At 70.0% G+C, this 25,310-nt stretch carries 21 protein-coding genes and 1 tRNA gene; 19 read left to right on the plus strand and 3 right to left on the minus strand.

What is annotated here, in order from left to right; all coding sequences use genetic code 11:
- The first annotated feature begins 3 nt into the window (after nucleotides 1-3).
- From ACT53O_RS07680 to ACT53O_RS07690, 3 genes are read left to right on the plus strand one after another with little or no spacing between them, the layout of a single operon-like run.
- Nucleotides 4-2,010, plus strand: coding sequence for a primosomal protein N' family DNA-binding protein (locus ACT53O_RS07680; protein WP_476151690.1), 2,007 nt, complete (start codon nucleotides 4-6; stop codon nucleotides 2,008-2,010).
- Nucleotides 2,011-2,051: 41 nt separating this feature from the next.
- Nucleotides 2,052-2,993: a methionyl-tRNA formyltransferase gene (locus tag ACT53O_RS07685; protein WP_476151691.1), complete on the plus strand. Its 942-nt coding sequence runs from the start codon at nucleotides 2,052-2,054 to the stop codon at nucleotides 2,991-2,993.
- A complete protein-coding gene (locus tag ACT53O_RS07690; RefSeq protein WP_476151692.1) occupies nucleotides 2,990-4,348 on the plus strand; it encodes an RsmB/NOP family class I SAM-dependent RNA methyltransferase in 1,359 nt (452 codons plus the stop codon). Before ACT53O_RS07685 ends, ACT53O_RS07690 begins: the two co-directional genes overlap by 4 nt.
- 15 nt (nucleotides 4,349-4,363) lie before the next feature.
- Here ACT53O_RS07690 and ACT53O_RS07695 read toward each other — a convergent pair whose 3' ends face one another.
- Nucleotides 4,364-5,653, minus strand: coding sequence for a hypothetical protein (locus ACT53O_RS07695; protein WP_476151693.1), 1,290 nt, complete (start codon nucleotides 5,651-5,653; stop codon nucleotides 4,364-4,366).
- A gap of 120 nt (nucleotides 5,654-5,773) precedes the next feature.
- On the opposite strand from ACT53O_RS07695, the gene rpe reads away from it, so the two are divergent.
- The 14 genes from rpe (at nucleotide 5,774) to pyk (ending at nucleotide 21,137) form a co-directional block, all read left to right on the plus strand.
- A complete protein-coding gene (rpe, locus tag ACT53O_RS07700) occupies nucleotides 5,774-6,436 on the plus strand; it encodes a ribulose-phosphate 3-epimerase (RefSeq protein ID WP_279631863.1) in 663 nt (220 codons plus the stop codon).
- 58 nt (nucleotides 6,437-6,494) lie between these two features.
- Nucleotides 6,495-6,758: a phosphoribosyl-ATP diphosphatase gene (locus ACT53O_RS07705; RefSeq protein WP_005055234.1), complete on the plus strand. Its 264-nt coding sequence runs from the start codon at nucleotides 6,495-6,497 to the stop codon at nucleotides 6,756-6,758.
- Nucleotides 6,759-6,804: 46 nt separating this feature from the next.
- Entirely contained in the window at nucleotides 6,805-7,647 is an 843-nt protein-coding gene (gene hisG, locus ACT53O_RS07710; protein ID WP_476151694.1) for an ATP phosphoribosyltransferase, read from the plus strand.
- 1 nt (nucleotide 7,648) lies between these two features.
- Complete coding sequence (hisF, locus tag ACT53O_RS07715) at nucleotides 7,649-8,413, plus strand: imidazole glycerol phosphate synthase subunit HisF (RefSeq protein WP_036314928.1); 765 nt, start codon at nucleotides 7,649-7,651, stop codon at nucleotides 8,411-8,413.
- A complete protein-coding gene (gene hisI / locus ACT53O_RS07720) occupies nucleotides 8,410-8,793 on the plus strand; it encodes a phosphoribosyl-AMP cyclohydrolase (protein WP_112931571.1) in 384 nt (127 codons plus the stop codon). The genes hisF and hisI overlap by 4 nt, the downstream gene beginning before the upstream one ends.
- Nucleotides 8,790-9,404 carry a Trp biosynthesis-associated membrane protein gene (locus tag ACT53O_RS07725; RefSeq protein WP_112931572.1) on the plus strand — a complete coding sequence of 205 codons (615 nt, stop codon included), beginning with the start codon at nucleotides 8,790-8,792 and terminating at the stop codon, nucleotides 9,402-9,404. Before hisI ends, ACT53O_RS07725 begins: the two co-directional genes overlap by 4 nt.
- 37 nt (nucleotides 9,405-9,441) lie before the next feature.
- The gene (locus ACT53O_RS07730; RefSeq protein WP_036289479.1) at nucleotides 9,442-9,672 is read left to right on the plus strand and encodes a DUF6704 family protein; all 231 of its coding nucleotides are present in this window, start codon (nucleotides 9,442-9,444) and stop codon (nucleotides 9,670-9,672) included.
- A 1-nt stretch (nucleotide 9,673) separates the two neighbouring features.
- The gene (trpC, locus tag ACT53O_RS07735) at nucleotides 9,674-10,450 is read left to right on the plus strand and encodes an indole-3-glycerol phosphate synthase TrpC (protein WP_135949239.1); all 777 of its coding nucleotides are present in this window, start codon (nucleotides 9,674-9,676) and stop codon (nucleotides 10,448-10,450) included.
- Complete coding sequence (gene trpB, locus ACT53O_RS07740; RefSeq protein ID WP_476151695.1) at nucleotides 10,447-11,655, plus strand: tryptophan synthase subunit beta; 1,209 nt, start codon at nucleotides 10,447-10,449, stop codon at nucleotides 11,653-11,655. Before trpC ends, trpB begins: the two co-directional genes overlap by 4 nt.
- Nucleotides 11,652-12,437, plus strand: coding sequence for a tryptophan synthase subunit alpha (trpA, locus tag ACT53O_RS07745; protein WP_036314909.1), 786 nt, complete (start codon nucleotides 11,652-11,654; stop codon nucleotides 12,435-12,437). The genes trpB and trpA overlap by 4 nt, the downstream gene beginning before the upstream one ends.
- Before the next feature lie 51 nt (nucleotides 12,438-12,488).
- Nucleotides 12,489-13,469: a prolipoprotein diacylglyceryl transferase gene (lgt, locus tag ACT53O_RS07750; RefSeq protein WP_036289488.1), complete on the plus strand. Its 981-nt coding sequence runs from the start codon at nucleotides 12,489-12,491 to the stop codon at nucleotides 13,467-13,469.
- 110 nt (nucleotides 13,470-13,579) lie between these two features.
- Nucleotides 13,580-18,181, plus strand: a complete 4,602-nt coding sequence (gene gltB / locus ACT53O_RS07755) for a glutamate synthase large subunit (RefSeq protein ID WP_476151696.1) — start codon at nucleotides 13,580-13,582, stop codon at nucleotides 18,179-18,181.
- Nucleotides 18,174-19,643, plus strand: a complete 1,470-nt coding sequence (locus tag ACT53O_RS07760; RefSeq protein ID WP_204946977.1) for a glutamate synthase subunit beta — start codon at nucleotides 18,174-18,176, stop codon at nucleotides 19,641-19,643. Before gltB ends, ACT53O_RS07760 begins: the two co-directional genes overlap by 8 nt.
- Before the next feature lie 45 nt (nucleotides 19,644-19,688).
- On the plus strand, nucleotides 19,689-21,137 hold the full coding sequence (gene pyk, locus ACT53O_RS07765; protein WP_112931578.1) for a pyruvate kinase: 1,449 nt from the start codon (nucleotides 19,689-19,691) through the stop codon (nucleotides 21,135-21,137).
- 212 nt (nucleotides 21,138-21,349) lie between these two features.
- On the opposite strand, the gene ACT53O_RS07770 is transcribed toward pyk, so the two are convergent.
- Nucleotides 21,350-21,430: transfer RNA gene (locus ACT53O_RS07770), tRNA-Leu, on the minus strand.
- Between the two features lie 56 nt (nucleotides 21,431-21,486).
- Here ACT53O_RS07770 and ACT53O_RS07775 point away from each other — a divergent pair.
- Nucleotides 21,487-22,107, plus strand: coding sequence for an ANTAR domain-containing response regulator (locus ACT53O_RS07775; protein WP_036315320.1), 621 nt, complete (start codon nucleotides 21,487-21,489; stop codon nucleotides 22,105-22,107).
- Between the two features lie 29 nt (nucleotides 22,108-22,136).
- On the opposite strand, the gene ACT53O_RS07780 is transcribed toward ACT53O_RS07775, so the two are convergent.
- Nucleotides 22,137-22,568, minus strand: coding sequence for a hotdog fold thioesterase (locus ACT53O_RS07780; protein ID WP_036315323.1), 432 nt, complete (start codon nucleotides 22,566-22,568; stop codon nucleotides 22,137-22,139).
- Between the two features lie 65 nt (nucleotides 22,569-22,633).
- On the opposite strand from ACT53O_RS07780, the gene polA reads away from it, so the two are divergent.
- Nucleotides 22,634-25,306, plus strand: coding sequence for a DNA polymerase I (gene polA, locus ACT53O_RS07785; RefSeq protein ID WP_476151697.1), 2,673 nt, complete (start codon nucleotides 22,634-22,636; stop codon nucleotides 25,304-25,306).
- The last annotated feature ends 4 nt before the right edge of the window (nucleotides 25,307-25,310 follow it).

Below are 25,310 nucleotides of genomic sequence, written 5' to 3' on the forward strand. Positions count from 1 at the left end.
TCCGTGATCGTCGTCGCGCGCGTCCTGATCGACTCGCCTCTGCCGCAGCTGGACCGCCTCTTCGACTACGAGGTGCCGCCGGCGCTCGTGGCCGAGGCGGTGCCGGGCGTGCGTGTGCGCGTACCGCTGCGCACCGCCGGCCGCGTCGTGGACGGCTACCTCGTCGACGTGGTCACGGCGGAGGCGCCCGAGAGGCCGCTCTCGGAGGTCGATGCGATCGTCTCTCCGGTTCCCGTCCTCACGCCCGAGCTGTACGCGCTGGCACGGCGCGCCGCCGACCGCGCGGCGGGCTCGGCCAGCGACATCCTGCGGCTCGTCATCCCCAAGCGGATGGTGCGGGCCGAGAAAGCGTGGCTGGCGGCGCAGGCACCGGCATCCGCCGACGAGATCGCCCCCTCAGCGACCCCAGTGTCGGGGGATGCCGAGGACTGGGCCGACACCGTGCTGGCGCCCTACCCGGGGTTGGCCGACGCGGTCGCGGCGGGGGAGCGGCTGGCTATCGACGCTCCACCGCACCCCAGCGCATCACTGACCGTCGGAGCCTGGGCGGAACTGCTCGCCGCCATCGCCGTCCGTCAGCTGGCGGCCGGTCGCAGCACGGTGATCGTGGTGCCCGATCACCGCGACGAGGAGCAGGTGCTCGCCGTGCTGGGCGTGTGGCTGTCCGACGATGCGGTGGTCCGCGACGATGCCCGGCGCTCCGGACCCGAGCGGTACGCGGGCTATCTCCGGCTGCGCACGCCGCGCCCGTGCATCGTCGTCGGCAACCGGTCGACCGTGTACGCACCGGCGCACGACACCGCCTGCGTGATCGTCTGGGACGATGGCGACCCGCTGCTCGCCGAGCCGCTCAGCCCCGGCGTCCACGCCCGCGACGCCGCCCTGATCCGTCAGGAGCTGGAAGGCTCGTCGCTGGTGTTCGCGGGTCACACCCGCACGACCGACATCGAGCGACTGGTGCAGCTGGGGTGGGTGCGGCAGCTGGCGGCGGCACGGCGCACGAGTCCGACGGTGGTGCTCTCGGCGACACGGGAGGGCGAGTCGCACGGAGCCCGCGTGCCCTCGAGCGCCTTCGCCGCCGCTCGAGACGGGCTGCGCGAGGGACCCGTGCTCGTGCAGGTGGCGCGGCCCGGGTACGCCCCGGTGCTCGTGTGCGCCGAGTGTCGCACGCCCGCGCGCTGCCGCCACTGCACGGGCCCGCTGCGCGCCCGCCGCCCCGGAGCGACACCGGACTGCGGGTGGTGCGGCAGATCGGACCCCACGTGGACATGCGTGCAGTGCGGCGCGGCGAAGCTCCGGATGGCATCGTCGGGCAGCGAGCGCACCGCCGACGAGCTCGGTCGAGCCTTCCCAAACACGCGGGTCATCGTCGCCGACGGTGCGCATCCCGTCACCGAGGTGGACGCGAGACCCGCCCTGATCATCGCGACGCGCGGCGCCGAACCGCACGCTCGCGGCGGCTACCGGGCCGTCATCCTCCTCGACGGCGATCGCATGCTGCTCGCCGAGCAGTTGCGCATCGGTGAGTCGGCTCTGCGCTGGTGGTCGAACGCGGCGGCCCTCGCGGCACCCGGCGCACCCGTGCACCTGGTCGGCGTCGCAGGTCCCGTCGCACGCGCGCTCGCGACCTGGACGCAAGCCGCCTACGCCCGTGCCGAGCTGGCCGACCGTGGGCCTCTCGCGATGCCGCCGGTGGTGCGTGTCGCCGCCGTCGAGGGCACACCCGCCGCCGTCGAGGCCGCCCTGAAGGAGCTGCGGGTCGCGGTGCCCGCCCTGGGCGCGACCGCCGGCGCCGTCCTCGGCCCGGTGCCGCTTCCGGACGATCTGGTGCGCGCCCTGGTCCGCTTCGATTACGCGCACGGCAGGAACGTCGCCGACAGCCTCCGTGCCTCTGTCGTCGCCGAGGCCCTTCGCGGCCGACGGGCTGCTCGACGCAGCCCGGGCCGGAGCGGCTCGGGCAATCGCACTACACTGCGGGTGCGGCTCGACGTCCCCGAACTGGATCTCTGACCTCGCCCCGCCACCATCGCCTTCGTCATCCGAGGAACCCCATGCGCATCGTCTTCGCCGGCACGCCGGCGCCCGCCGTCCCGTCCCTGCGGGCGATCGCGGCATCCGCTCACGAGCTCGTCGGCGTCGTGACCCGATCCGACGCCGCTCTCGGCCGCAAGCGCGTGCTGACGCCGTCTCCGGTCGCCGAGGCCGCCGACAGCCTCGGCGTTCCGGTCATCAAGGCCGATCGTCTGGATGCCGAGGCCACCGCAGCGATCGACGTACTCGCTCCGGATCTCGGCGTCATCGTCGCCTACGGCGGCCTCGTACGCGAACCCCTGCTGTCGCTGCCGCGACACGGCTGGATCAACCTGCACTTCTCGTTGTTGCCGCACTGGCGCGGCGCCGCCCCCGTGCAGCACGCGCTGATCGCCGGCGAGCGCACCACGGGCGCGAGCGTCTTCCAGCTGGTCGCCGCGCTCGACGCCGGAGACGTGTTCGGCGACGTTCGTTACGACGTGCCGCGCGGCGCGACGGCGGGCGACGTTCTCGCGGAGCTCGCGGATGTCGGCGCCGAGCTGCTGGTGCGCGTGACCGACGAGATCGCGGCGGGGACGGCCCGGGCGGTGCCGCAGGTCGGCACGCCCACGCTCGCCCCGAAGCTGTCGATCGCCGACGGGGCGCTCGACCTCACCGAGAACGCAGAGATCGTGCTCGACCGCTTCCGCGGCACCACTCCCGAGCCCGGAGCTCACGTGGGCTTCGCCAGCGGCCGCCTCAAGATCCTCGCCGCCCATCGCGGGCCCGACACCGACCTGCCGCCGGGGACGCTGAGCCTCTCGGGACGCGACGTGCTGCTGACCGCGGGGGAGGGCACGACCGTCGTGCTGAAGACCGTGCAGCCGTCCGGCAAGGGGGCGATGGCAGCGGGCGACTGGTGGCGCGGGCTGCGCATCGACGATCCCCGTGTCGATCTGCCCAGCGAGCGGGCGACCTCATGAGCGCGTCACCGCGCTGGGTCGCGTACGACGTGCTGCGGGCTGTGGACGAGACCGACGCCTACGCCAACCTGCTGCTGCCGCGAGCGCTCGCGCGGGCGGGACTGACCGGGACGGATGCCGGCTTGGCGACCGAGCTGACCTACGGGACCCTTCGCCGGCTCGGCACGTATGACGCGATCATCGCGGATGCCGCGCGGCGCCCCGTCGCCGACATCGATCCCGCCGTGCGCGACGCCTTGCGTCTGGGCGTCCATCAGCTCGTCGCGATGCGAACACCCGCGCACGCCGCCGTCAACGAAACCGTCCGGCAGGTCCGCAAGGCCGCCGGCGCACCGGCAGCCGGCTTCGCCAACGCCGTGCTGCGCCGCGTCAGTGAGCGGACGCCGCAGGAGTGGGATGAGCATCTCGCCGCCGCCGCGCGCTCCGACGACGAGCGACTCGCCGTTCGCTACGCCCACCCCGTCTGGGTGATCCGCGCGTTCCGCCGGGCGCTGGCCGCCGAGGGGCGGGGGGACGAGCTGGAAGCGCTGCTCGCGGCCGACAACGCCGCGCCCGTCGTCACGCTCGCCGCACTGCCGGGCCTCGCCGATCGCCCCGCCGAGGCGACGCCGACGCCCTACTCGCCGCTCGGCTTCTTCTCCGGCGGCGGCGACCCGGGTGCCCTCGTCGCGGCATCCGGCGGCCGCGTCCGCGTGCAGGACGAGGGCTCGCAGCTGGCGGCACTCGCGCTCGCGCGCGTGCAGCCGGTCACGGCCGGCGAGCGCTGGCTGGATCTGTGCGCCGCCCCGGGCGGCAAGACCGCGGTCCTCGCCGCCGAAGCTCTCGCCCACGGCGCCACGTTGGAGGCCAACGAGCTCTCCCCGGCGCGGGCGGGCCTGGTGCGCGACTCGGTCGCCGCGGTCCCGCTGCCGGTGCCCGTCTCGGAGGAGGACGGCCGCACGCGCGCCGCACACGGGCGCTACGACCGCATCCTGGTCGACGCGCCGTGCACCGGTCTCGGAGCCCTCCGACGCCGCCCCGAAGCCCGCTGGCGCAAGCAGCCCGCCGATGTGCCACAGCTGGCCTCGCTGCAGTCAGAGCTTCTGTCGGCCGCGCTCGCGGCGTTGCGTCCCGGCGGCGTCGTCGCGTATGTCACCTGCTCGCCGCACCTGGCCGAGACGGCGGCGATCGTCGCCGATGCCCTGCGCACGCACGGCGATGGCGTCGAGGAGCTCGACGCGCGCGCGACCGTGGCTGCGATCTCCGAGCACCCGATCGACCTCGCCGCCCCGGCGGACGGATCGGGCCGCGCCCAGCTGTGGCCGCACCGCCACGGCACAGACGCCATGTCGATCTCGCTGCTGCGCCGCCGCTGAGCCCCGCCCCGGTGCTCAGTCCCAGCGCACGACGGGCGGCGTCACCGTGAGATCGACCAGTGCAGACCCCAGCGACGGCAGGAACAGGAACGAGCAGCCGGTGCGGCGCTGGCCGTTGACGTCACAGTCCGCGGTGACCTCGACGCCGCCCAGATACGGCGTACGCACCTGACCCGGATCGCCGTACATCGCCTCGGGCTTCAGGTTCGCGAGCTTCGCCTGCGTCTCGGCGCGGAGGCTGCGGGTGATGGTCCCGTCGATGATCTTCGTGCCGTCGCTCAGGTTCTCCGGAATGTCGATGCCGCATCCCGCGGTGAGGTTCTTCGACGCGATGCACGTATCGACCGCGCTGCGGACGGCGGTCTGGAACAGGCTCGTCCCGGCGTCGCTGAGCTCGACGGTGGTGTCGAACCGCAGCGAGAAGTCGTTCGGGTCGGCCGCGATGAGGGTCGTCGTTCCCGACAGTGTGTAGTTGGGGTTGTCGATCTCGACCGTGACGGTTCCCGGGAACACGGTGATCGAGTCGCTGTCGACCGGCACGCCGTTGACCGTCGCGTTGAGGCCGCGGAAGCTGCCGCCCAGGTAGATGTCGACCGTGCCGTGCGCCAGCTTCCACGTGCCGTCATCCTCGTAGTCGACGACGTCGAACTGGCCGCTCGCCGGCTTTCCGCCGATCGTGTAGTCGACGCGCACGGGGATCGAGTATCCCTTGTCGCCGCCCTTCGGCACCGACACGACGACGTTCTCGATCGCACCCTTCGCGGATGCGGCGGCGAGCGCGTCATCCGACAGGAGCGCGCCCTGACGCGGCTTCGAGTCGAGCATCGCGAGCGCCGCCTCGCTGTCGCCGGCGGCGAGCGCATTCAGGTAATCAGACACGACCCTCTCGGGGGCGGTGCTGGCCGTCGTCGCCGCGCGCACCGCGAACGCCACGCCCAGAGCGATGGCCAGCAGCACCACTATTCCGCCGGCGATGATGCCGATCAGCGCCCCGGTGGGAAGCTTCTTTCGCGGCGGTACCGGCGCCTGTCCGTCTGCGGGAAGCGGCTGCGGGGCGGGCTGCGGGACCGGAGCGCCGTACGGTACCGGGCCGCCGGCCTGCCGCGGAGGTGTGAACGCCGCGACGTACGGCCCTGCCGCCGCGTGCTCCGTGGGTGCCGGCGTGACGACGGTGGCCTCGGCAGCCGCCTCCGTCGCGCGCGGCACCCACTGGGCCGCCGCGGCATCCCACCGCAATGCGCCCGCGACCCATTCGCCACGCTGGGCGTCCCACATCGGCGCCTGACCGTCACCGTTCCCGCTCATCGTCCGCCCTTTCGTCGGTCACCCCGCCGCGCACCCCTCGGCGCGAACCACCCCCGTGGTTCTCCAGAGACCCTACTGACGGCGGGCCGAACACGCGGGCAGGGTGTGGATAATGGGGCCGTGGCACGAATCAACCCCAGCATCCTGGCCGCCGACTTCGTCAACATGCAGGCGGAGTTGGCGCGCATCGCGACCGCCGACTTCGTGCATGTGGACGTCATGGACAATCACTTCGTGCCGAACCTGACGTTCGGTCCGCAGATGGTCGAGCGCATCCAGGCGACGAGCCCCGTGCCGCTGGACGTCCACCTCATGATCTCGGATGCCGACCGGTGGGCGCCCGGGTACGCCGAGCTTGGCGCGGCATCCGTCACCTTCCATCTCGAAGCGGCGACCGACCCGGTGACTCTGGCCCGCAGGATCCGCGCGATCGGGTCGCGAGCCGGCGTCGCCGTCAAACCCGCGACACCGGTCGAAGGCCTGTACGACGTGCTCGACGAGTTCGACCAGATCCTCGTGATGACCGTCGAGCCGGGCTTCGGCGGCCAGTCCTTCATGGCCGATCAGATGCCCAAGCTCGCCCGTCTGCATGAGGAGGCCCGCCGGCGCGGTTCGCAGGTGTGGTTGCAGGTCGACGGCGGCATCTCCGAGTCGACGATCGCCCAGGCTGCCGAGGCCGGGGCCGATACCTTCGTCGCAGGATCCGCGGTCTTCGGCGCCGACGAGCCCGACCGGGCCATCGCCGCGCTGCGGCGCCTCGCCACCGAGCATCACCGCCGCTGAGCACCGCCGCCCGCGGCTGGCGGCGCGCGGGCGCGCCGAGGACCGGTAGCCTGAGAGGGTGAAGACGTTCGACGCCCTGTTCGCGGAGCTGACGACGACCGCCGAGACCCGTCCCGAAGGCTCCGGCACGGTCGCGCAGCTCGATCGCGGCGTGCACGCCATCGGCAAGAAGATCGTCGAAGAGGCCGCGGAAGTCTGGATGGCCGCGGAGTACCAGTCCGACGACGAGACCGCCGAAGAGATCTCGCAGCTGCTGTACCACCTTCAGGTGCTGATGCTCGCCAAGGGCCTCACGCTGCAGGACGTCTACCGACATCTCTGAGCGCGCTCCCGCCCCCGCTCCTCCCGACACCGAAAGCTCTTCACCCATGCTGCGCATCGCTGTGCCGAACAAGGGGTCGCTCGCCGACACCGCCGCCGAGATGCTCGCGGAAGCCGGATACACCGGACGCCGCGACCCCAAGGACCTCCACGTCATCGACCCCGTCAACGAGGTCGAGTTCTTCTACCTGCGCCCGAAGGACATCGCGACCTATGTCGGTTCCGGCGCACTGGACGTCGGCATCACCGGCCGCGACCTGCTGCTGGACGCACGGATGCCGGGTGCCCGCGAGATCGAGAAGCTGGGCTTCGGCGGCTCGACCTTCCGTTTCGCCGGCCCTCCCGGGCGCTTCACGCAGGTGAGCGACCTCGAGGGTCTGCGGGTCGCGACGGCGTACCCGGGGCTGGTCGACGGCTTCCTCGACGAGCAGGGAGTCGCGGTCGACCTGGTGCCGTTGGACGGCGCGGTCGAGTCGGCGGTGCAGCTGAGCGTCGCCGATGCCGTCGCCGACGTGGTCTCGACGGGAACGACGCTGCGCCAAGCCGGGTTGGAGATCTTCGGCCCCGTGCTGCTGGAGTCGGAGGCCGTGCTGATCGGAGCCCCGTCCGAGGCCGAGGGCACCGAGACGCTCCTGCGGCGCCTGCGGGGCGTGATGGTGGCCCGACGCTACGTCCTGATCGACTACGACCTCCCGGCGTCGCTGGTCGACGAGGCGGTCGCGATCGCTCCCGGTATCGAGTCGCCCACGATTTCGCCGCTTCGCGATCCCGAATGGGTCGCCGTGCGGGTGATGAGCCCCCGCAAGACGGTCAACCAGGTGATGGACGCGCTGTACGCGATCGGCGCGCGCGCGATCCTGGTGACCGCGATCCACAACGCGAGGCTCTGACATGTCGCTCGCACGACGGGTCATCCCCTGTCTGGACGTGGCCGCCGGCCGCGTCGTCAAGGGCGTGAACTTCGAGAACCTGCGCGACATGGGCGATCCGGTCGAGCTGGCCGCCCTGTACTTCGCTCAGGGTGCCGACGAGCTGACCTTCCTCGACGTGACCGCGACGGTGGACGACCGATCGACGACCTACGACGTCGTGCGCCGCACCGCCGAGGAGGTCTTCATCCCCTTGACCGTCGGCGGCGGCGTGCGCAGCGCCGACGACGTGGCCCGCCTGCTCGCGGTCGGCGCCGACAAGGTCGGCGTCAACTCCGCCGCCATCGCACGCCCCGAGCTGCTCGGCGAGATCGCCGATCGCTTCGGTGCGCAGGTGCTGGTGCTGTCGCTCGACGTGAAACGCGCGCCCGGCACCCGCTCCGGTTTCGTCGTCACGACCCACGGCGGTCGGACCGCGACCAGCCTCGACGCGCTCGAGTGGGCACGAGAGGCGATCGACCGGGGAGCGGGGGAGCTGCTGGTCAACTCGATCGACGCCGACGGCACCAAGGACGGGTTCGACCTCGAGCTCGTCGGCCTCATGCGCGAGCTGTCCTCCGTGCCCGTCATCGCCTCCGGCGGTGCCGGGACTGTCGACCACTTCGCCCCGGCCGTGCACGCGGGCGCCGACGCGGTCCTCGCGGCATCCGTCTTCCACTCCGGGCAGCTGACCATCGGCGACGTCAAGGACGCGCTGACGGCGGACGGGATCGAGGTGCGCCGATGAGCGCCGTCGACGACGCTCGCATCGACCGCGTCCGCTTCAACGCGGACGGGCTCGTCCCGGCGATCATCCAGCAGCACGACACGGGCGACGTGCTCATGCTGGGCTGGATGGACGCCGAAGCCCTCCGCCGCACGCTCACCGAGGGACGGGTGACGTTCTGGTCGCGCTCCCGCCAGGAGTACTGGCGCAAGGGCGACACGTCGGGTCACGCGCAGTACGTGCGCGGCGCCCGGCTGGACTGCGACGGCGACACCCTGCTGATCGCCGTCGAGCAGATCGGTGCCGCCTGCCACACCGGCGATCACACCTGCTTCGACGCCGACGACCTCTCTCCCGTCGTCGCCTTCGCACCGCTCGATCACGGCGGCGACCCGTCGTGACGGCACGCGCACGCAGTTACGCGGTCCTCTCGATCATCGCCGGCGGCGCCCTCGCGATCATCTCGTCGACCCAGACGTGGCTGGACGTCGCCTTGGATGCCGGTGCCACCGCATCCCTCACCGTCGCCGGCGCGAAGGGGTTCACCCTGCTCGCTCCGCTCAGCCTGGCGGCGCTCGCGCTGGGCCTCGCCCTCACGGTGGTCGGACGCGTACTGCGTTACGCGTTCGGAGCGGTTGCGGTCATCATCGGCGGCACGCTGCTGATCGGTGCGGGACGCATCGCGATCGAACACCCCGTGGATGCCGTCTCGGCCGCGGTGACGACGGCCACCGGCCTGTCGGGAACGGACGCGATCGACGGGCTGGTCGCCTCGATCACGTCGACGCCCTGGCCGTGGCTCACGGTGGTCGCGGGCGCACTGGTCGCCGTGGGCGGCGTCCTGACGCTCGCCACGTCGCACCGCTGGCGCGGCAGTGGACGCCGGTATCGCACCGACAACCCGAGCCCGTCGGCGGCGGGATCGGCCACGGGTGCGGCCGCGTCGCGCCCGCACGACGCGATCGACTCCTGGGACGACCTGTCGCACGGCGACGATCCCACCGCCCGCTAGACTGGCGGGGAACCCCCGAATGAGACCGAGGAGCACCATGAGCAACAGCATCGACGACCCCGGCCACGGACACTCGCCCGCCGCCTGGACGGCTGTGGTCATCATGCTGCTGGCCGTCACGCTCGGCACGGTCTTCTACTGGTTCGACATGCCGGCGCTCGTCTGGGCCTCCGCCGGGCTGCTCGTCGTGGGCGCGCTCGTCGGCTGGGGCATGGCGAAGGCCGGCTACGGCGCCAAGGGTCCGAAGTACGCCCCGAAGCAGCACTGACATGCTCGATGGCCTGACGGCCGGCGCGGTGGAGGATGCCCGGTCGCGGGAGGACGCACGTCCGCTCCGCGACGTCGAGCGCGACGCTCTCGCGCAGGCGCCCGCTCTCGATGCCCGCGCCGCTCTCGCACCCGCCGAGCGCGTGAAGATCATCGCGGAGGTCAAACGCGCCAGTCCGTCACGCGGCGACCTCGCGGCCATTCCCGACCCGGCCCTGCAGGCGTCGCTGTACGAGAAAGGCGGCGCCTCGGCGATCTCGGTGCTCACCGAGCAGCGGAAGTTCAAGGGTTCCCTTGCCGACCTCGAGGCCGTCAAGCAGCGAGTCGCGCTGCCGGTGCTGCGCAAAGACTTCATCGCGACGCCCTACCAGGTTCTGGAGGCGCGGGCTTCCGGGGCCGACCTGGTGCTGCTGATCGTCGCCGCGCTCGAACAGCCCCTGCTGCGGCAGCTGCACGAGCTGGTCCTGCAACTGGGCATGACGCCTCTCGTCGAGACGCACTCACGCGAGGAGCTGGACCGCGCCGGCGACCTCGGCGCCACGCTCATCGGCGTCAACGCCCGCAACCTCTCCACGTTCGAGCTGGACCGCGACCTGTTCGGCTCGCTCGCGGAGCATTTCCCCGCGGACGCGATCAAGATCGCCGAGTCGGCGGTGCTTGCGCCCGCCGACGTCGCGCACTATCGGGCCGACGGCGCCGATGTCGTGCTCGTCGGCGAAGCGCTCGTCACCAACGACCCCGTGACCACCCTGCACGCTTTCCTGGAGGCCGGATCATGAGCCTGCGCGACCAGCACGGACCCTTCTTCGGCGACTTCGGGGGGCGGTACATGCCCGAGTCGCTCATCGCCGCCATCGACGAGCTGACGGCAGAGTACGAGGCGGCCAAGGCCGACCCTGCCTTCGCCGCCGAATTCGAAAGCCTGCTGCACTCCTATGCGGGCCGGCCGTCGGCTCTCACCGAAGTGCCCCGCTTCGCCGAGCATGCCGGAGGCGCGCGCATCTTCTTGAAGCGCGAGGATCTGAACCACACCGGCTCGCACAAGATCAACAACGTCATCGGTCAGGCGCTGCTGACGAAGCGACTCGGCAAGAAGCGCGTGATCGCCGAGACCGGCGCCGGTCAGCACGGCGTCGCAACCGCGACCGCAGCGGCCCTGTTCGGTTTCGAATGCACCGTCTACATGGGCGAGGTGGACACCCAGCGCCAAGCGCTCAACGTCGCCCGCATGCGGCTGCTGGGCGCGGAGGTCGTGCCCGTCACGACGGGATCGCGCACCCTGAAGGACGCGATCAACGAGGCGTACCGCGACTGGGTCGCGTCCGTCGAGACGACGAACTACATCTTCGGCACGGCCGCAGGCCCGCACCCCTTCCCGGCGATGGTGCGCGACTTCCAGAAGATCATCTCCGAGGAAGCCCGCGCGCAGCTGCTCGCCGAGACGGGACGCCTGCCCGACGCGGTCGTCGCCTGCGTCGGCGGCGGCTCGAACGCGATCGGCATGTTCGACGCGTTCCTCGACGACGAGACGGTCAAGCTCTACGGCGTCGAGGCGGCCGGCGACGGTGTCGACACGCCCAAGCACGCGGCGTCCATCGAGCGCGGGCGCCCCGGCATCCTCCACGGGGCCAAGACGTTCGTCCTGCAGGACGAGGACGGCCAGACCGTCGAGTCCCACTCGATCTCCGCCGGACTGGACTATCCCGGTGTCGGTCCCGAGCACGCCTGGCTCGCCGACATCGGCCGCGCCCAGTACATTCCGGCGACGGATGCCGAGGCGATGGACGCGCTGCGCCTGCTGTCGCAGACGGAGGGCATCATCCCGGCGATCGAGTCCGCACACGCGCTGGCCGGCGCCCTGCGGTTGGGCCGCGAGCTCGGACCCGACGCCCTCATCGCCGTCAGCCTGTCGGGACGCGGCGACAAGGACATGGACACGGCTGCGCGCTGGTTCGGCCTCTACGACGAGGGGGCAACGTCATGACCTCTCGCGTGGCCGCCGCCATCGATGCGGCGAAGGCGGAGGGGCGCGGCGCGTTCGTCGGCTACCTGCCGCTCGGCTATCCCGACCTGCAGACGAGCATCGATGCGGCCGTGGCGCTGGCGGAGAACGGCGCCGACATCCTCGAGCTCGGCCCGCCCTACTCCGACCCCGTCATGGACGGACTCGTGATCCAGGAGGCCACGCAGGCCGCGCTCGCGGCAGGTTTCCGGCTTCGCGACACCTTCACCGCCGTGCGCGCGATCGCCGACCGGGTGGATGTTCCCATCCTCGTGATGACGTACTGGAACCCCGTGCTGCAGTACGGCGTGGACCGGTTCGCCGACGACCTCGTCGCCGCGGGCGGGGCGGGACTGATCACTCCCGACATCACACCCGACGCCGCCCCCGACTGGATCGCCGCCTCCGAGCGCACCGGGCTCGATCGGGTCTTCCTGGCGGCGCCGACCTCTACCGACGAGCGTCTGCGGATGATCGCCGCGGCGTCGACCGGCTTCGTCTACACGGTGTCGACGATGGGTATCACGGGCGAACGCGCGGAGCTGGATGCCGCGGCGCGCACGCTCGTGGCGCGACTGCGCACCTTCGGTGTCGACCACGCCTGCGTCGGCATCGGTATCTCCACGCCCGAGCAGGTCAGCGGCGTCCTGGAGTACGCGGACGGCGCGATCGTGGGGACGGCCCTCGTCCGGGCGCTGCGCGACGGGGGCGTGGAGGCCCTCGCCGCAGAGACCCGCGCCCTGACGGCGGGCGCCGGGCGCTGACGCCTCCGCGGCGACACGTGACGGCGCCGGCGGCGAAGTAGACTGCCCCTCGTGCTTTCCTCCGCCTCCGTCGTCGCCAGCATCCCGAGCCCGCCGATCAGTTCCTTCCAGGTCGGCCCGCTGACGATCCACTTCTACGCCCTGTGCATCCTCGCGGGCATCGTCGTCGCGGCTTTCATGACCAACCACCGTCTCACCAAGCGTGGCGCGGAATCGTGGGTCGTCATCGACATCTGCCTGCTCGCCGTGCCCCTGGCGATCATCGGCGCACGCGCCTTCCACGTCGTGACCCACTGGGGGTTCTACTTCGAGCAGGGACGCGAGTGGTGGAACCCGTTCGTGCGCGATGCGATCTGGAACGTGTGGGACGGCGGCATCGCGATCTTCGGCGCGCTCATCGGCGGCGCGATCGGCGCGTGGCTCGGCTGCAAGTGGACCGGCATCCGGTTCTGGACCTTCGCCGACGCGCTCGCTCCGGGCCTGCTGCTCGCGCAGGCGCTGGGCCGCTTCGGAAACTGGTTCAACCAGGAGCTGTACGGGCTTCCCACCGATCTGCCCTGGGGCCTGCAGATCGACTACCCGAACCCGGCCTGGCCGGTCGGCCTGCCTGCCGGAACGCTCTTCCACCCCACTTTCCTTTACGAGGTGATCTGGAACACGATGGGCGTGATCGTGCTGCTGTGGGCCGGTCACCGCTTCCGCCTGCAGTGGGGTCGCCTGTTCGCGTTCTACCTCGTCTGGTACAGCGCCGGTCGCATCGTGTGGGAGAGCATCCGCATCGACCCGAGCGAAGTGTTCTTCGGTCTGCGCACCAACGTCTGGGCGGCGATCTTCGGCGTGCTGGTGGGAATCGTCATCTTCGCCGTGCAGACCCGCCGCCACCCGGGCTTCGAGCCGTCGCCGTACATGCGCGGTCGTGAGCGGGGCGGGGCTGTACAATCGCAGAACACCGATGAATTCGTGGACGTCAGCGCACCCCCGACAGCCGAATCCATCGCGGACGCAGCCACAAGCACTGTCACGTCGAAGTAGCACCGCGCCGATGCGCACGATGCTTCGACTTCTCCTCCGCTGAATACACCTCCGCTGAATGCCCAGGGCCGACGTCGTCCCCGATCAGTTTGACCATGAGGACGGTTGCCATGGCTTCGAGCCCCCGTCGTGAAGAGACCCACGAACAGCCCCGGATGCGCCCCGCATCGGGATTTCCCGCCAAGCAGGGTATGTACAACCCGGCCTTCGAGAAGGACGCCTGTGGTCTGGCGATGGTGGCCACGCTCCGTGGCGAGCCGGGCCACGACATCGTCGAGCTCGCGCTGACGGCGCTGCGCAACCTCGAGCACCGCGGGGCCATCGGCTCCGACGCCGGTACCGGTGATGGCGCCGGCATCCTGACGCAGATGCCCGACGCGTTCCTGCGCGCCGTGGTGGACTTCGAGCTGCCCCCGGTCGGGCAGTACGCCGCCGGCATGGCGTTCCTTCCGCTCGACGAGGCCACACGCGCCGAGACGAAGGCGGGTGTGGAGGCCGTCGCCGCCGCGGAAGGTCTCACGGTTCTCGGCTGGCGCGAGGTCCCGACCGAGCAGGAGCACCTCGGCAAGCTCGCCTTCGAGGCGCGACCCCACTTCGAGCAGCTGTTCGTGTCACGCCCCGCCGTCGGCGACGCTCCCGCCCTGAGCGGGATCGACCTCGACCGCCGCGTCTACCGGCTGCGCAAGCGCGCCCGCCGCGAGCACGACGCCTACTTCGTATCGCTCAGCGCGCGCACGCTCGGCTACAAGGGCATGGTCACGACGCTCCAGCTCGAGCCGTTCTATCCCGATCTGCAGGACGCGCGCTTCCAGAGCGAGCTCGCCGTCGTGCACTCCCGCTACTCGACCAACACGTTCCCGTCGTGGCCGCTCGCCCAGCCGCTGCGGATGCTCGCGCACAACGGCGAGATCAACACGGTCGGCGCCAACCGCAACTGGATGCGCGCCCGCCAGTCCCAGCTCGAGTCCGAGCTGATCGGCGACATCCGCCCGCTGCTGCCGATCTGCACGGAAGGCGCAAGCGACTCGGCATCCTTCGACGAGGTGCTCGAGCTGCTGACGCTGACGGGTCGCAGCCTGCCGCACGCGGTGATGATGATGGTGCCGGAAGCCTACGAGAAGCAGGCCGACATCGCGCCGGACCTTCGCGCGTTCTACGAGTACCACTCGATGCAGATGGAGCCCTGGGACGGCCCCGCCGCCCTCATCTTCACCGACGGCACCCTCGTCGGCGCGACGCTGGACCGCAACGGTCTGCGCCCGGGTCGCTGGACGGAGACCACCGACGGACTCGTCGTCATCGGCAGCGAGACCGGTGTGCTGGACTTCGCACCGGAGCGCATCAAGCGCCGGGGGCGTCTGCGCCCCGGACGCATGTTCGTGGTCGACACCGCCCAGCGTCGCATCATCGAGGACGACGAGGTCAAGGCTGAGCTGGCCGCACTGCAGCCGTGGCAGGAATGGCTGGATGCCGGTCGCGTGCGCCTGAAGGAGCTGCCCGAGCGCGAGCACATCGTGCACCCGATCGCCTCGATCACCCGCCGTCAGCGCACCTTCGGATACACCGAGGAGGAGGTGCGCATCCTTCTCACGCCCATGGGTCAGACCGGCGCCGAGCCGCTCGGCGCCATGGGATCGGACACGCCCATCGCGGTGCTCAGCGAGCGTCCGCGCCTGCTGTTCGACTACTTCGTGCAGCAGTTCGCGCAGGTGACCAACCCGCCGCTGGACTCGATCCGTGAAGAGGTCGTGACCTCGCTCGCCCTCGGGCTCGGCCCCGAGCGCAACCTCCTGGAGTGGGGCCCCGAGCACACGCGCACGATCACCCTCGACTTCCCGGTGATCGACAACGACGAACTGGCGAAGCTGCAGAACATCGACAAGGCACTGCCCGGGCGTCGCTCCGCGACCATCCGCGGCCTGTATCACCTGGAGCACGGCGAGGATGCCCTCGAGCGCCGCCTCGAGGAGATCTCCGCCGAGGTGGACGCCGCGATCGCCGACGGCGCCGAGTTCATCATCCTGAGCGACCGCGACTCCAACAAGGACCTGGTGCCGATTCCGTCGCTGCTCATGCTCTCGGCCGTTCACCACCACCTCATCCGCCAGGAGAACCGGATGAAGGTGGGCCTGGTGGTCGAGGCCGGTGATGTGCGCGAGGTGCACCACGTGGCCACGCTCATCGGCTACGGCGCTTCGGCCGTCAACCCGTACCTGGCGATGGAAACCGTCGAGTACCTCGTTCGGGCCGGGTTCATCACGGGGATCACCCCCGAGAAGGCCGTCAAGAACCTCATCTACGCGCTCGGCAAGGGCGTGCTGAAGATCATGTCGAAGATGGGCATCTCCACGGTGTCGTCGTATGCCGGGTCGCAGGTCTTCGAGGCCGTGGGCCTGTCGGAGGAGTTCGTCCGCAAGTACTTCACGGGTACCGAGACGAAACTCGGCGGCGTCGGGGTGCGCGAGATCGCGGTCGAGAACCAGGCCCGCCACGACTACGCGTATCCCGAGGACGGCGCCGCACGCGCACACGAGCGGCTGTGGACCGGCGGCGAGTACCAGTGGCGCCGCGACGGTGCACCGCACCTGTTCACGCCCGACACGGTCTTCCGCCTGCAGCACTCGACGCGCACGCGGCGCTACGACATCTTCCGGGAGTACACGAAGCTCGTCGACGACCAGGCGGCAGAGCTAAAGACGCTCCGCGGGATGTTCCGCCTGAAGACCGGCGTGCGTCCGCCCGTGCCGATCGACGAGGTGGAGCCCGTCTCCTCGATCGTCAAGCGTTTCTCCACGGGTGCGATGAGCTACGGCTCGATCTCGAAGGAAGCGCACGAGACCCTCGCCATCGCGATGAACTCGATCGGGGCGAAGTCGAACACGGGTGAGGGCGGCGAGGATGTCGAGCGCCTCCTCGACCCGCAGCGTCGCAGCGCCATCAAGCAGGTCGCCTCGGGGCGTTTCGGTGTCACGAGCATGTACCTCACGCACGCCGACGACATCCAGATCAAGCTCGCCCAGGGGGCGAAGCCGGGCGAAGGAGGCCAGCTGCCTCCCGGAAAGGTCTACCCGTGGATCGCGCGCACGCGCGGCGGCACCCCCGGCGTCGGCCTCATCTCGCCCCCGCCGCACCACGACATCTACTCGATCGAAGACCTCAAGCAGCTCATCTTCGACGTCAAGCGTGCGAACCCGAAGGCGCGCGTTCACGTCAAGCTCGTGAGCCAGTCGGGCATCGGGGCCGTCGCGGCGGGAACCGCGAAGGCTCTCGCCGACGTCATCCTCGTCTCGGGACACGACGGCGGCACGGGCGCAAGCCCGCTGAACTCGCTGAAGCACGCCGGCACGCCGTGGGAGCTGGGTCTGGCCGAGACGCAGCAGACGCTCATGCTCAACGACATGCGCGACCGTGTCGTCGTTCAGGCCGACGGTCAGCTCAAGACCGGCCGCGATGTCGTGATCGCCGCGCTGCTGGGCGCCGAGGAGTTCGGGTTCGCCACCACCGCGCTCGTGGTAGAGGGCTGCATCATGATGCGCGTCTGCCACCTCGACACCTGCCCGGTCGGTGTGGCGACGCAGAACCCGGTGCTGCGCAGCCGCTTCACCGGCAAGCCCGAGTTCGTCGTCAACTTCATGGAGTTCCTCGCCCAGGAAGTGCGCGAGTACCTCGCCGAGCTGGGCTTCCGCTCGATCGAAGAGGCGGTCGGCCACTCCGAGATGCTCGACATGAACGGCGCGATCGACCACTGGAAGGCCAGCGGACTCGATCTGACGCCGATCCTGGAGGGCCCGGCGTTCGCCCAGGACGTGCCGCGTCGCCACCTGCGCAACCAGGAGCACGAGCTGGATCACCACTTCGATGTACCGCTGATCGAGCACGCTCAGGACGTCATCGCCCACGGCGGGCACTTCTCCATCGACCTGCCGATCCGCAACACCGAACGGGCCGTGGGCACGATGCTCGGCAACCGGGTCACCCTCGCTCACGGCGAGCACGGCCTGCCGGCGGGCACCATCGAGATCAATCTCACCGGCTCGGCCGGTCAGTCCTTCGGCGCCTTCCTGCCGTCGGGCATCACCCTGCGACTCGAGGGCGACTCGAACGACTACGTCGGCAAGGGACTGTCGGGAGGCGAGATCATCGTCCGCCCGCCCCGCGGCGCGACCTTCGATGCGGCGCAGAACGTCATCGCGGGCAACGTGATCGGCTACGGCGCCACGCAGGGCACGCTGTTCCTGCGCGGAGTGGTGGGGGAGCGCTTCCTCGTGCGCAACTCGGGGGCGACCGCCGTCGTCGAAGGTGTCGGCGACCACGCGCTCGAGTACATGACCGGCGGCCTGGCCGTCATCCTCGGACCGACCGGGCGCAACCTCGGAGCCGGCATGTCGGGCGGCACCGCGTACATCTACAAGCTCGACCGCGCTCTCGTGAACCGCGAGGCGCTCGCCAGCGGCGAACTCGAGCTGCTGGAGATGGGTTCGGGTGACGTCGAGATCCTGCGCGATCTCCTTCAACGGCACGTGACCGAGACCGACTCGGTGCTCGCAGCCGCTCTCTTGGACGATCTCGAGGCCGAGGCCGCGAACTTCGTCCGTGTCCTGCCGCGCGACTACGCCGCGGTACTGCAGACCCGCCAGGAGGCGGCCGCCGAGGGGCTCGACCCCGACAGCGACGTCGTCTGGACCCGCATCCTGGAGGTGACCGGTGGCTGACCCGAAGGGCTTCCTGAAGACCACCGAGCGCGAGCTCCCGGCGCGCCGGCCGGTTCCCGTGCGCATCATGGACTGGAAAGAGGTCTACGAGCCGGGCGACACCGCCGTCCTGCGTCGTCAGGCCGGCCGCTGCATGGACTGCGGCATCCCGTTCTGCCACAAGGGCTGCCCGCTGGGCAACCTGATCCCGGAGTGGAACGACCTCACCTGGCGCGGCGAAGGTCGCGCGGCGATCGAGCGCCTGCACGCCACGAACAACTTCCCGGAGTTCACGGGACGGCTCTGCCCCGCTCCGTGCGAGAGCTCGTGCGTGCTGGGCATCAACCAGCCGGCGGTGACGATCAAGCAGATCGAGGTCTCGACGATCGACGAGGCCTTCGCCAACGGCTGGGTAGAGCCCGAGCCGCCGGCGCGGCTGACCGGCAAGACCGTCGCGGTCGTCGGCTCCGGTCCGGCCGGACTCGCCGCAGCCCAGCAACTGACACGCGCGGGCCACACCGTCGCGGTGTACGAGCGCGACGACCGCATCGGAGGCCTGCTGCGCTACGGCATCCCCGACTTCAAGATGGAGAAGCGTCACCTCGAGTCGCGCCTGCGTCAGATGCAGGACGAGGGCACGCGTTTCCGCGCGGGCGTCGAGATCGGCAAGGACATCTCGTGGAGCGATCTGCGCGCCCGCTACGACGCGGTCGTCATCGCGACCGGAGCCACCCTGCCCCGAGAGCTCGCCATCCCCGGACGTGACCTCGCCGGTGTGCACTTCGCGATGGAGTACCTCATCGAGTCGAACAAGGCCGTCGCCGGCGACCAGGTGCCGCAGCAGATCCACGCGGAGGGCAAGCACGTCATCGTCATCGGCGGGGGTGACACCGGTGCGGACTGCATCGGGACCGCACACCGCCAGGGTGCGCTGAGCGTCACGAACCTCGCGATCGGCAAGCAGCCGCCGGCCAGCCGGCCCGATCACCAGCCGTGGCCGATGACACCGACCGTCTTCGAAGTCTCGTCGGCACACGAGGAGGGCGGGGAGCGCAGCTTCCTGGCCTCGACGGTGGAGTTCCTGGGCAACGAGGCGGGAGAGGTGCGCGCTCTCCGCGTTGCGGAGACGGAATACCTCCCCGACGGCCGCCGGGTTCCGCGCAGCGGCACCGAGCGCGAGATCCCCGCTGACCTCATCCTCATCGCGATGGGTTTTACCGGCCCCGAACGCGCCGAACTCGAATCGCAGCTCGGTACCGTGTTCACGGGCCGCGGCAACGTCGAGCGCGGCGATGACTACCAGACGACCGCGCCCGGCGTGTTCGTCGCCGGAGACGCCGGGCGTGGCCAATCCCTGATCGTCTGGGCGATCGCGGAGGGTCGCGCCGCGGCGGCGGCCGTCGACGAGTACCTCATGGGACGCACGAGCCTGCCGTCACCGGTGCGCCCGACCGACGTCGCGATCGGCCTTCAGCCCGCGTAGGCTGAAATCACCCCCGAACAACCCATAGAGACCGGAGAGTCTTCAGTGAGACGCGCGAAGATCGTCGCAACCCTGGGTCCGGCCACCGAATCGTATGAGATGATCCGCGCGATCATCGATGCGGGCGTGGACGTCACCCGAATGAACCTGAGCCACGGCTCCTACGCCGAGCACGAAGTCCGCTTCGCGAACGTGCGCAAGGCCGCTGACGACGCGGGCCGCGCCGTCGCCATCCTCGTCGACCTCCAGGGCCCAAAGATCCGCCTCGGCAAGTTCAGCGACGGACCCCACGACCTCGCTGTCGGCGACACGTTCCGCATCACCACGGAGGACGTCGTCGGCACGCGCGACCTCGTCGGCACCACCTTCAAGGGCCTCGCCGGCGACGTGAAGCCCGGTGACTTCCTCCTCATCGACGACGGCAAGGTGCGCGTCCAGGTAGAGAGCGTCGACGGCCCCGTCGTCACGACCAAGGTCATCGTGGCGGGCACCGTCTCCAACAACAAGGGCATCAACCTTCCGGGCGTCGCCGTCAGCGTCCCGGCTCTCTCCGAGAAGGACGAGTCGGACCTGCGCTGGGGTCTCCAGGCCGGCGCCGACCTCATCGCGCTGTCGTTCGTGCGCGACGCCGCCGACATCACCCGCGTGCACGAGATCATGGCGGAGGAGGGACGCAAAGTCCCCGTCATCGCCAAGATCGAGAAGCCGCAGGCCGTCGACAACCTCGAGGAGATCATCGATGCCTTCGACGGCATCATGGTCGCGCGCGGCGACCTCGCAGTCGAGCTGCCGCTGGAAGCCGTGCCGGTCGTCCAGAAGCGCGCCGTCGAGATGTGCCGCCGCATGGCCAAGCCCGTCATCGTCGCGACGCAGATGCTCGAGTCGATGACCCACGCTCCGGTGCCCACGCGCGCCGAGGCCTCGGACGTCGCCAACGCCGTCCTCGACGGCGCGGACGCCGTCATGCTCTCCGGCGAGACGAGCGTCGGCGACTACCCGGTCGTCACCGTGCAGACGATGGCCCGCATCGTCGAGTCGACCGAGGAGCACGGACTCGAGCGGATCCGCCCCTTCAGCGCCAAGCCGCGCACACAGGGCGGCATCCTGACCCTCGCCGCGAACGAGGTCGCCGAGTTCATCGAGGCGAAGTACATCGCCATCTTCACGGAGTCCGGGGACACCGCCCGTCGCATGTCGCGGCTGCGCCCCGGCATCCCGATGATGGCCTTCGCCGTCGACCCGGCCATCCGTCGCCGCATGGCGCTCACGTGGGGCGTGCAGTCGACCCTCGTGGAGCACGTTGCGCACACCGACATGATGTTCATGCAGGTCGATGAGTTCTTCCTCGGCCAGGGCCTCGCCCAGGAAGGGGACAAGGTCGTCGTGATCTCGGGTTCCCCTCCCGGAATCATCGGCTCGACCAACGACATCCGGGTGCACCGGATCGGCGACGCCGTTCACGGCAAGGCGCCGATCTACCAGTCGGAGAAGTAGGTCGCAGAGACGCCAGAGGGCGGATGCCGGGATTGCCGGCATCCGCCCTCTGCGTATCGTGCCGGTGGTGGGAGTCGTCCCCACGGCCCCTCCACACGCCGCTGCGCGGCGAGCGGAGCCTCCGGCCGCCTGGGCCCACCCACACGCGCGCCCGCCCGCCCGCAACACCATCGCAACGCAAGATGCGGCGCCCACAGGCACCGCATCTTCCGTGCCGGTGGTGGGAGTCGAACCCACACGTCCGAAGACAACCGAGTTTGAGTCGGTCGCGTCTGCCATTCCGCCACACCGGCGCACGCGGACGTTCATCAGCGCACGTCCGGGATTGACGATACCGTAGGATTCAAAGGTGACTGAGCAGGAACCGAGCACGACTCCCACGGCATCCTCCCCGCGACGCGTCGTCGTCGCCGAGGACGAATCGCTGATCCGCCTCGACATCGTCGAGATTCTCCGCGACAACGGCTTCGACGTCGTGGGGGAGGCCGGTGACGGGGAGACCGCCGTGCAGCTGGCGACCGAGCTGCGCCCGGACCTCGTCATCATGGACGTGAAGATGCCCGTCCTCGACGGCATCAGCGCCGCCGAGAAGCTCAGCAAGAACCACATCGCCCCCGTCGTGCTGCTGACCGCGTTCAGCCAGAAGGAGCTCGTCGAGCGGGCCAGCGAGGCCGGCGCCCTGGCCTACGTGGTCAAGCCCTTCACCCCCAACGACCTGCTCCCGGCGATCGAGATCGCCCTCGCGCGGTACGAGCAGATCATCACCCTCGAGGCCGAGGTCGCCGACATGGTCGAGCGCTTCGAGACCCGTAAGCTCGTCGACCGCGCCAAGGGTCTGCTCAACGAGAAGATGGGCCTGAGCGAGCCCGAGGCGTTCCGCTGGATCCAGAAGGCCTCGATGGACCGCCGCCTGACGATGCAGGACGTCGCCAAGGCGATCATCGAGCAGCTCTCGCCAAAGAAGGGCTGACCCTCGCCTCGAGGCGCGGACGCGCCAGCTCAGGACGGCGTGCGCTCCCTGATCATGTTCGTGATGCGGATCGTCGAGCAGCGCCGCCCCTGATCGTCGGTCACGACGATCTCGTGGACCGTGAGGCTGCGGCCGAGATGCACAGGGGTGCAGACCCCGGTGACGACGCCGCTCGTGGCCGATCGCGTGTGGGTCGCGTTGATGTCGACGCCGACGGCGAGTCGACCGGGGCCGGCGTGGAGATTGGCCGCCATGGAGCCGAGGGACTCCCCGAGAACGACGTACGCGCCGCCGTGCAGCAGTCCGACAGGTTGGGTGTTGCCCTCGACCGGCATCGTCGCGACGGAGCGCTGGATGCTGAACTCCGTGAACTCGATGCCCATCTTCTCGGCGAGGGCTCCCATTCCGCGCTGACGCGCCCAGTCCATGCCGTCGTCGACAGGGGAGTTCTCAGCGGTCATCGTCCACCTTCGGAAGTGATCGGGTCGGGAGTTCCAGTGACCGTCCCCGCGTCTAGAGTTGCAGGGTGACGGACTCCGCAAAGCCTACTCTCCTCGTCGTAGACGGCCATTCGCTGGCGTACCGCGCCTTCTTCGCCCTTCCCGTGGACAACTTCACGACGCGCGACGGTCAGCACACGAACGGCATCTACGGCTTCCTGTCGATGTTCGTCAACCTCGTCAAAGCGGAGCAGCCGACGCATCTCGCCGTCGCCTTCGACACGTCCCGTCACTCCTTCCGCACCGACGAGTACCCCGAGTACAAGGCGAACCGCTCCGAGTCGCCGGCGGAGTTCAAGGGCCAGATTCCTCTGCTGCAGGACTGCCTCGCCGCGATGAACGTGACGGTGCTCACCAAGGAGGGCATCGAGGCCGACGACATCCTCGCGACCCTCGCCACGCGCGGTGCGGCCGAGGGCTACGACGTCCTCGTCTGCTCCGGCGACCGTGACACCATCCAACTCGTCACCGACGATGTGACGCTGCTGTACCCGAGCGTGCAGGGCGTGTCGCAGCTCAAGCGCTACACGCCGGATGCCGTCGTCGAGAAGTACGGCCTGCCGCCGGCCAACTACCCCGACATCGCCGCGCTCGTGGGCGAGACCAGCGACAACCTGCCGGGGGTGCCGAAGGTGGGCGAGAAGACGGCCGTCAAGTGGCTCACGCAGTGGGGGAGCCTGGACGCTCTGCTCGAGAACGCCGACAAGATCACGGGTGTCGTGGGGGGCAACCTGCGCGACCACCTCGACGACGTGCGCCGCAACAGGAACCTGAACGCGCTGCTGCGCGATGTCGAGCTGGGCGTCGGACCGGCCGACCTTGCGGTGCAGCCGATCGACGCGCAGGCCGTTCGCGATATCTTCGCTCGACTGGAGTTCCGCACCCTTCTGCCGCGCGTTTTCGAGGCCGTCGGCGCCGACCTCGACGACGGCGCCGACCACGCGGCGAACACGATCGCAGCGCCCCAGCCCGTCGAGGTCGACGCGGCCGCGCTCGAGGCATGGGTCGCCGCCCGCACGGCGGCCGACGACGCCGAGGAGGTGGCGCTCACGCTCACGACGGAGGGCGGCCTTCCCGCACGACTGGGCCTCGCCACCGGCGATGAGGCCATCGAGACGACCTGGTCGACGGACGTTTCCGCGACTCTCGGGCCCTGGTTGAGCAGTGATGCGCCGAAGGTCATCGCCGATGCCAAGGCGCAGGTGAAGGCCCTCCGACGTGCCGGAGTGCGACTGCGGGGCCTGGTTTTCGACCCGATCCTCGCCGGGTGGCTGCTGCGCCCCAGCTTTCCCGACAAGGGGCTCGGTGACCTCGTCGACCGCTATCTCGACGAGAAGCTGCCCGAGGCCGATCCGACGCAGCTGGTACCCGAGACCGAAGGCGCCACCCCGGGTCAACTGTCGTGGTACGCGCTGCGCGTCGCCGACGCCATGCGGGCACAGATGCCTGCGTCGGTCGCCCGTGTGATGACCGAGATCGAACTGCCCACTCTCGACACCCTGGCCGACATGGAGGTGGCCGGCGTCGCCGTCTCGCACGAGAAGCTCTCGGGGTTCTCTGCGGAGCTGGGCGCGCGCGCCGAGGCCGTTGCCCAGCTCGCCTACGCCGAGATCGGGCGGGAGGTGAACCTGGGCTCACCCAAGCAGCTGCAGGAAGTGCTGTTCGAACAGCTCGAGCTGCCGAAGACACGCAAAACGAAGACGGGCTATTCCACCGACGCCGCGGTGCTCGCCGACCTGCAGGAGTCGAACCCGCACCCGTTCCTCGATCTGCTTCTGCAGCACCGCGAGGCGACGAAGCTCCGTCAGATCATCGAGTCGCTCGATGCATCGATCGGCAATGATCGCACCACCGCCGGCGACGGGCGCATCCACACCACGTACGTGCAGACGGGAAGCCAGACCGGGCGCCTGTCCAGCACCGACCCGAACCTGCAGAACATCCCGATCCGTACCGAGGAGTCTCGACGCATTCGTGCCGCGTTCGAAGTGGGCGAAGGCTATGAGACGCTCCTGACCGCGGACTACTCGCAGATCGAGATGCGGATCATGGCGCACTTGTCCGGTGACGAAGGTCTCATCGAGGCGTTCAACTCCGGCGAGGACCTCCACCGGTTCGTCGGTGCACGCGTGTTCGGCGTCGAACCGGCCGATGTGACCCCGGCCATGCGGACGAAGGTCAAGGCCATGAGCTACGGACTCGTCTACGGCCTCAGTGCCTTCGGCCTGTCGAAGCAGCTGCGCATCGAACAGTCCGAGGCCAAGCTCTTGATGACGGAGTACTTCGCCCGCTTCGGCGCGGTCCGCGACTACCTGCGCTCCTCCGTCGAACAGGCCCGCATCGACGGGTACACCGAGACGATCTTCGGTCGGCGTCGACCGTTCCCGGATCTGGCCAGCCCCAATCGGGTGCTGCGCGAGAACGCGGAGCGTGCGGCACTGAACGCACCGATCCAGGGCAGCGCGGCCGACATCATGAAGATCGCCCTCTTCCGCATCCACGACGAGTTCCGAGCCCAGGGTGTCGCTTCGCGGGTGCTGCTGCAGATCCACGACGAACTCGTCGTCGAGGTGGCCCCGGGGGAGTGGGACCTCGTCGAGCAGATCGTCCACGACCGCATGGGTGATGCCGCAGAGCTGTCCGTGCCCCTGGACGTACAGATCGGTCGCGGGGAGAACTGGGACGTCGCCGGCCACTGAGCTC

It is taken from the genome of Microbacterium sp. DMC48, assembly GCF_056313825.1.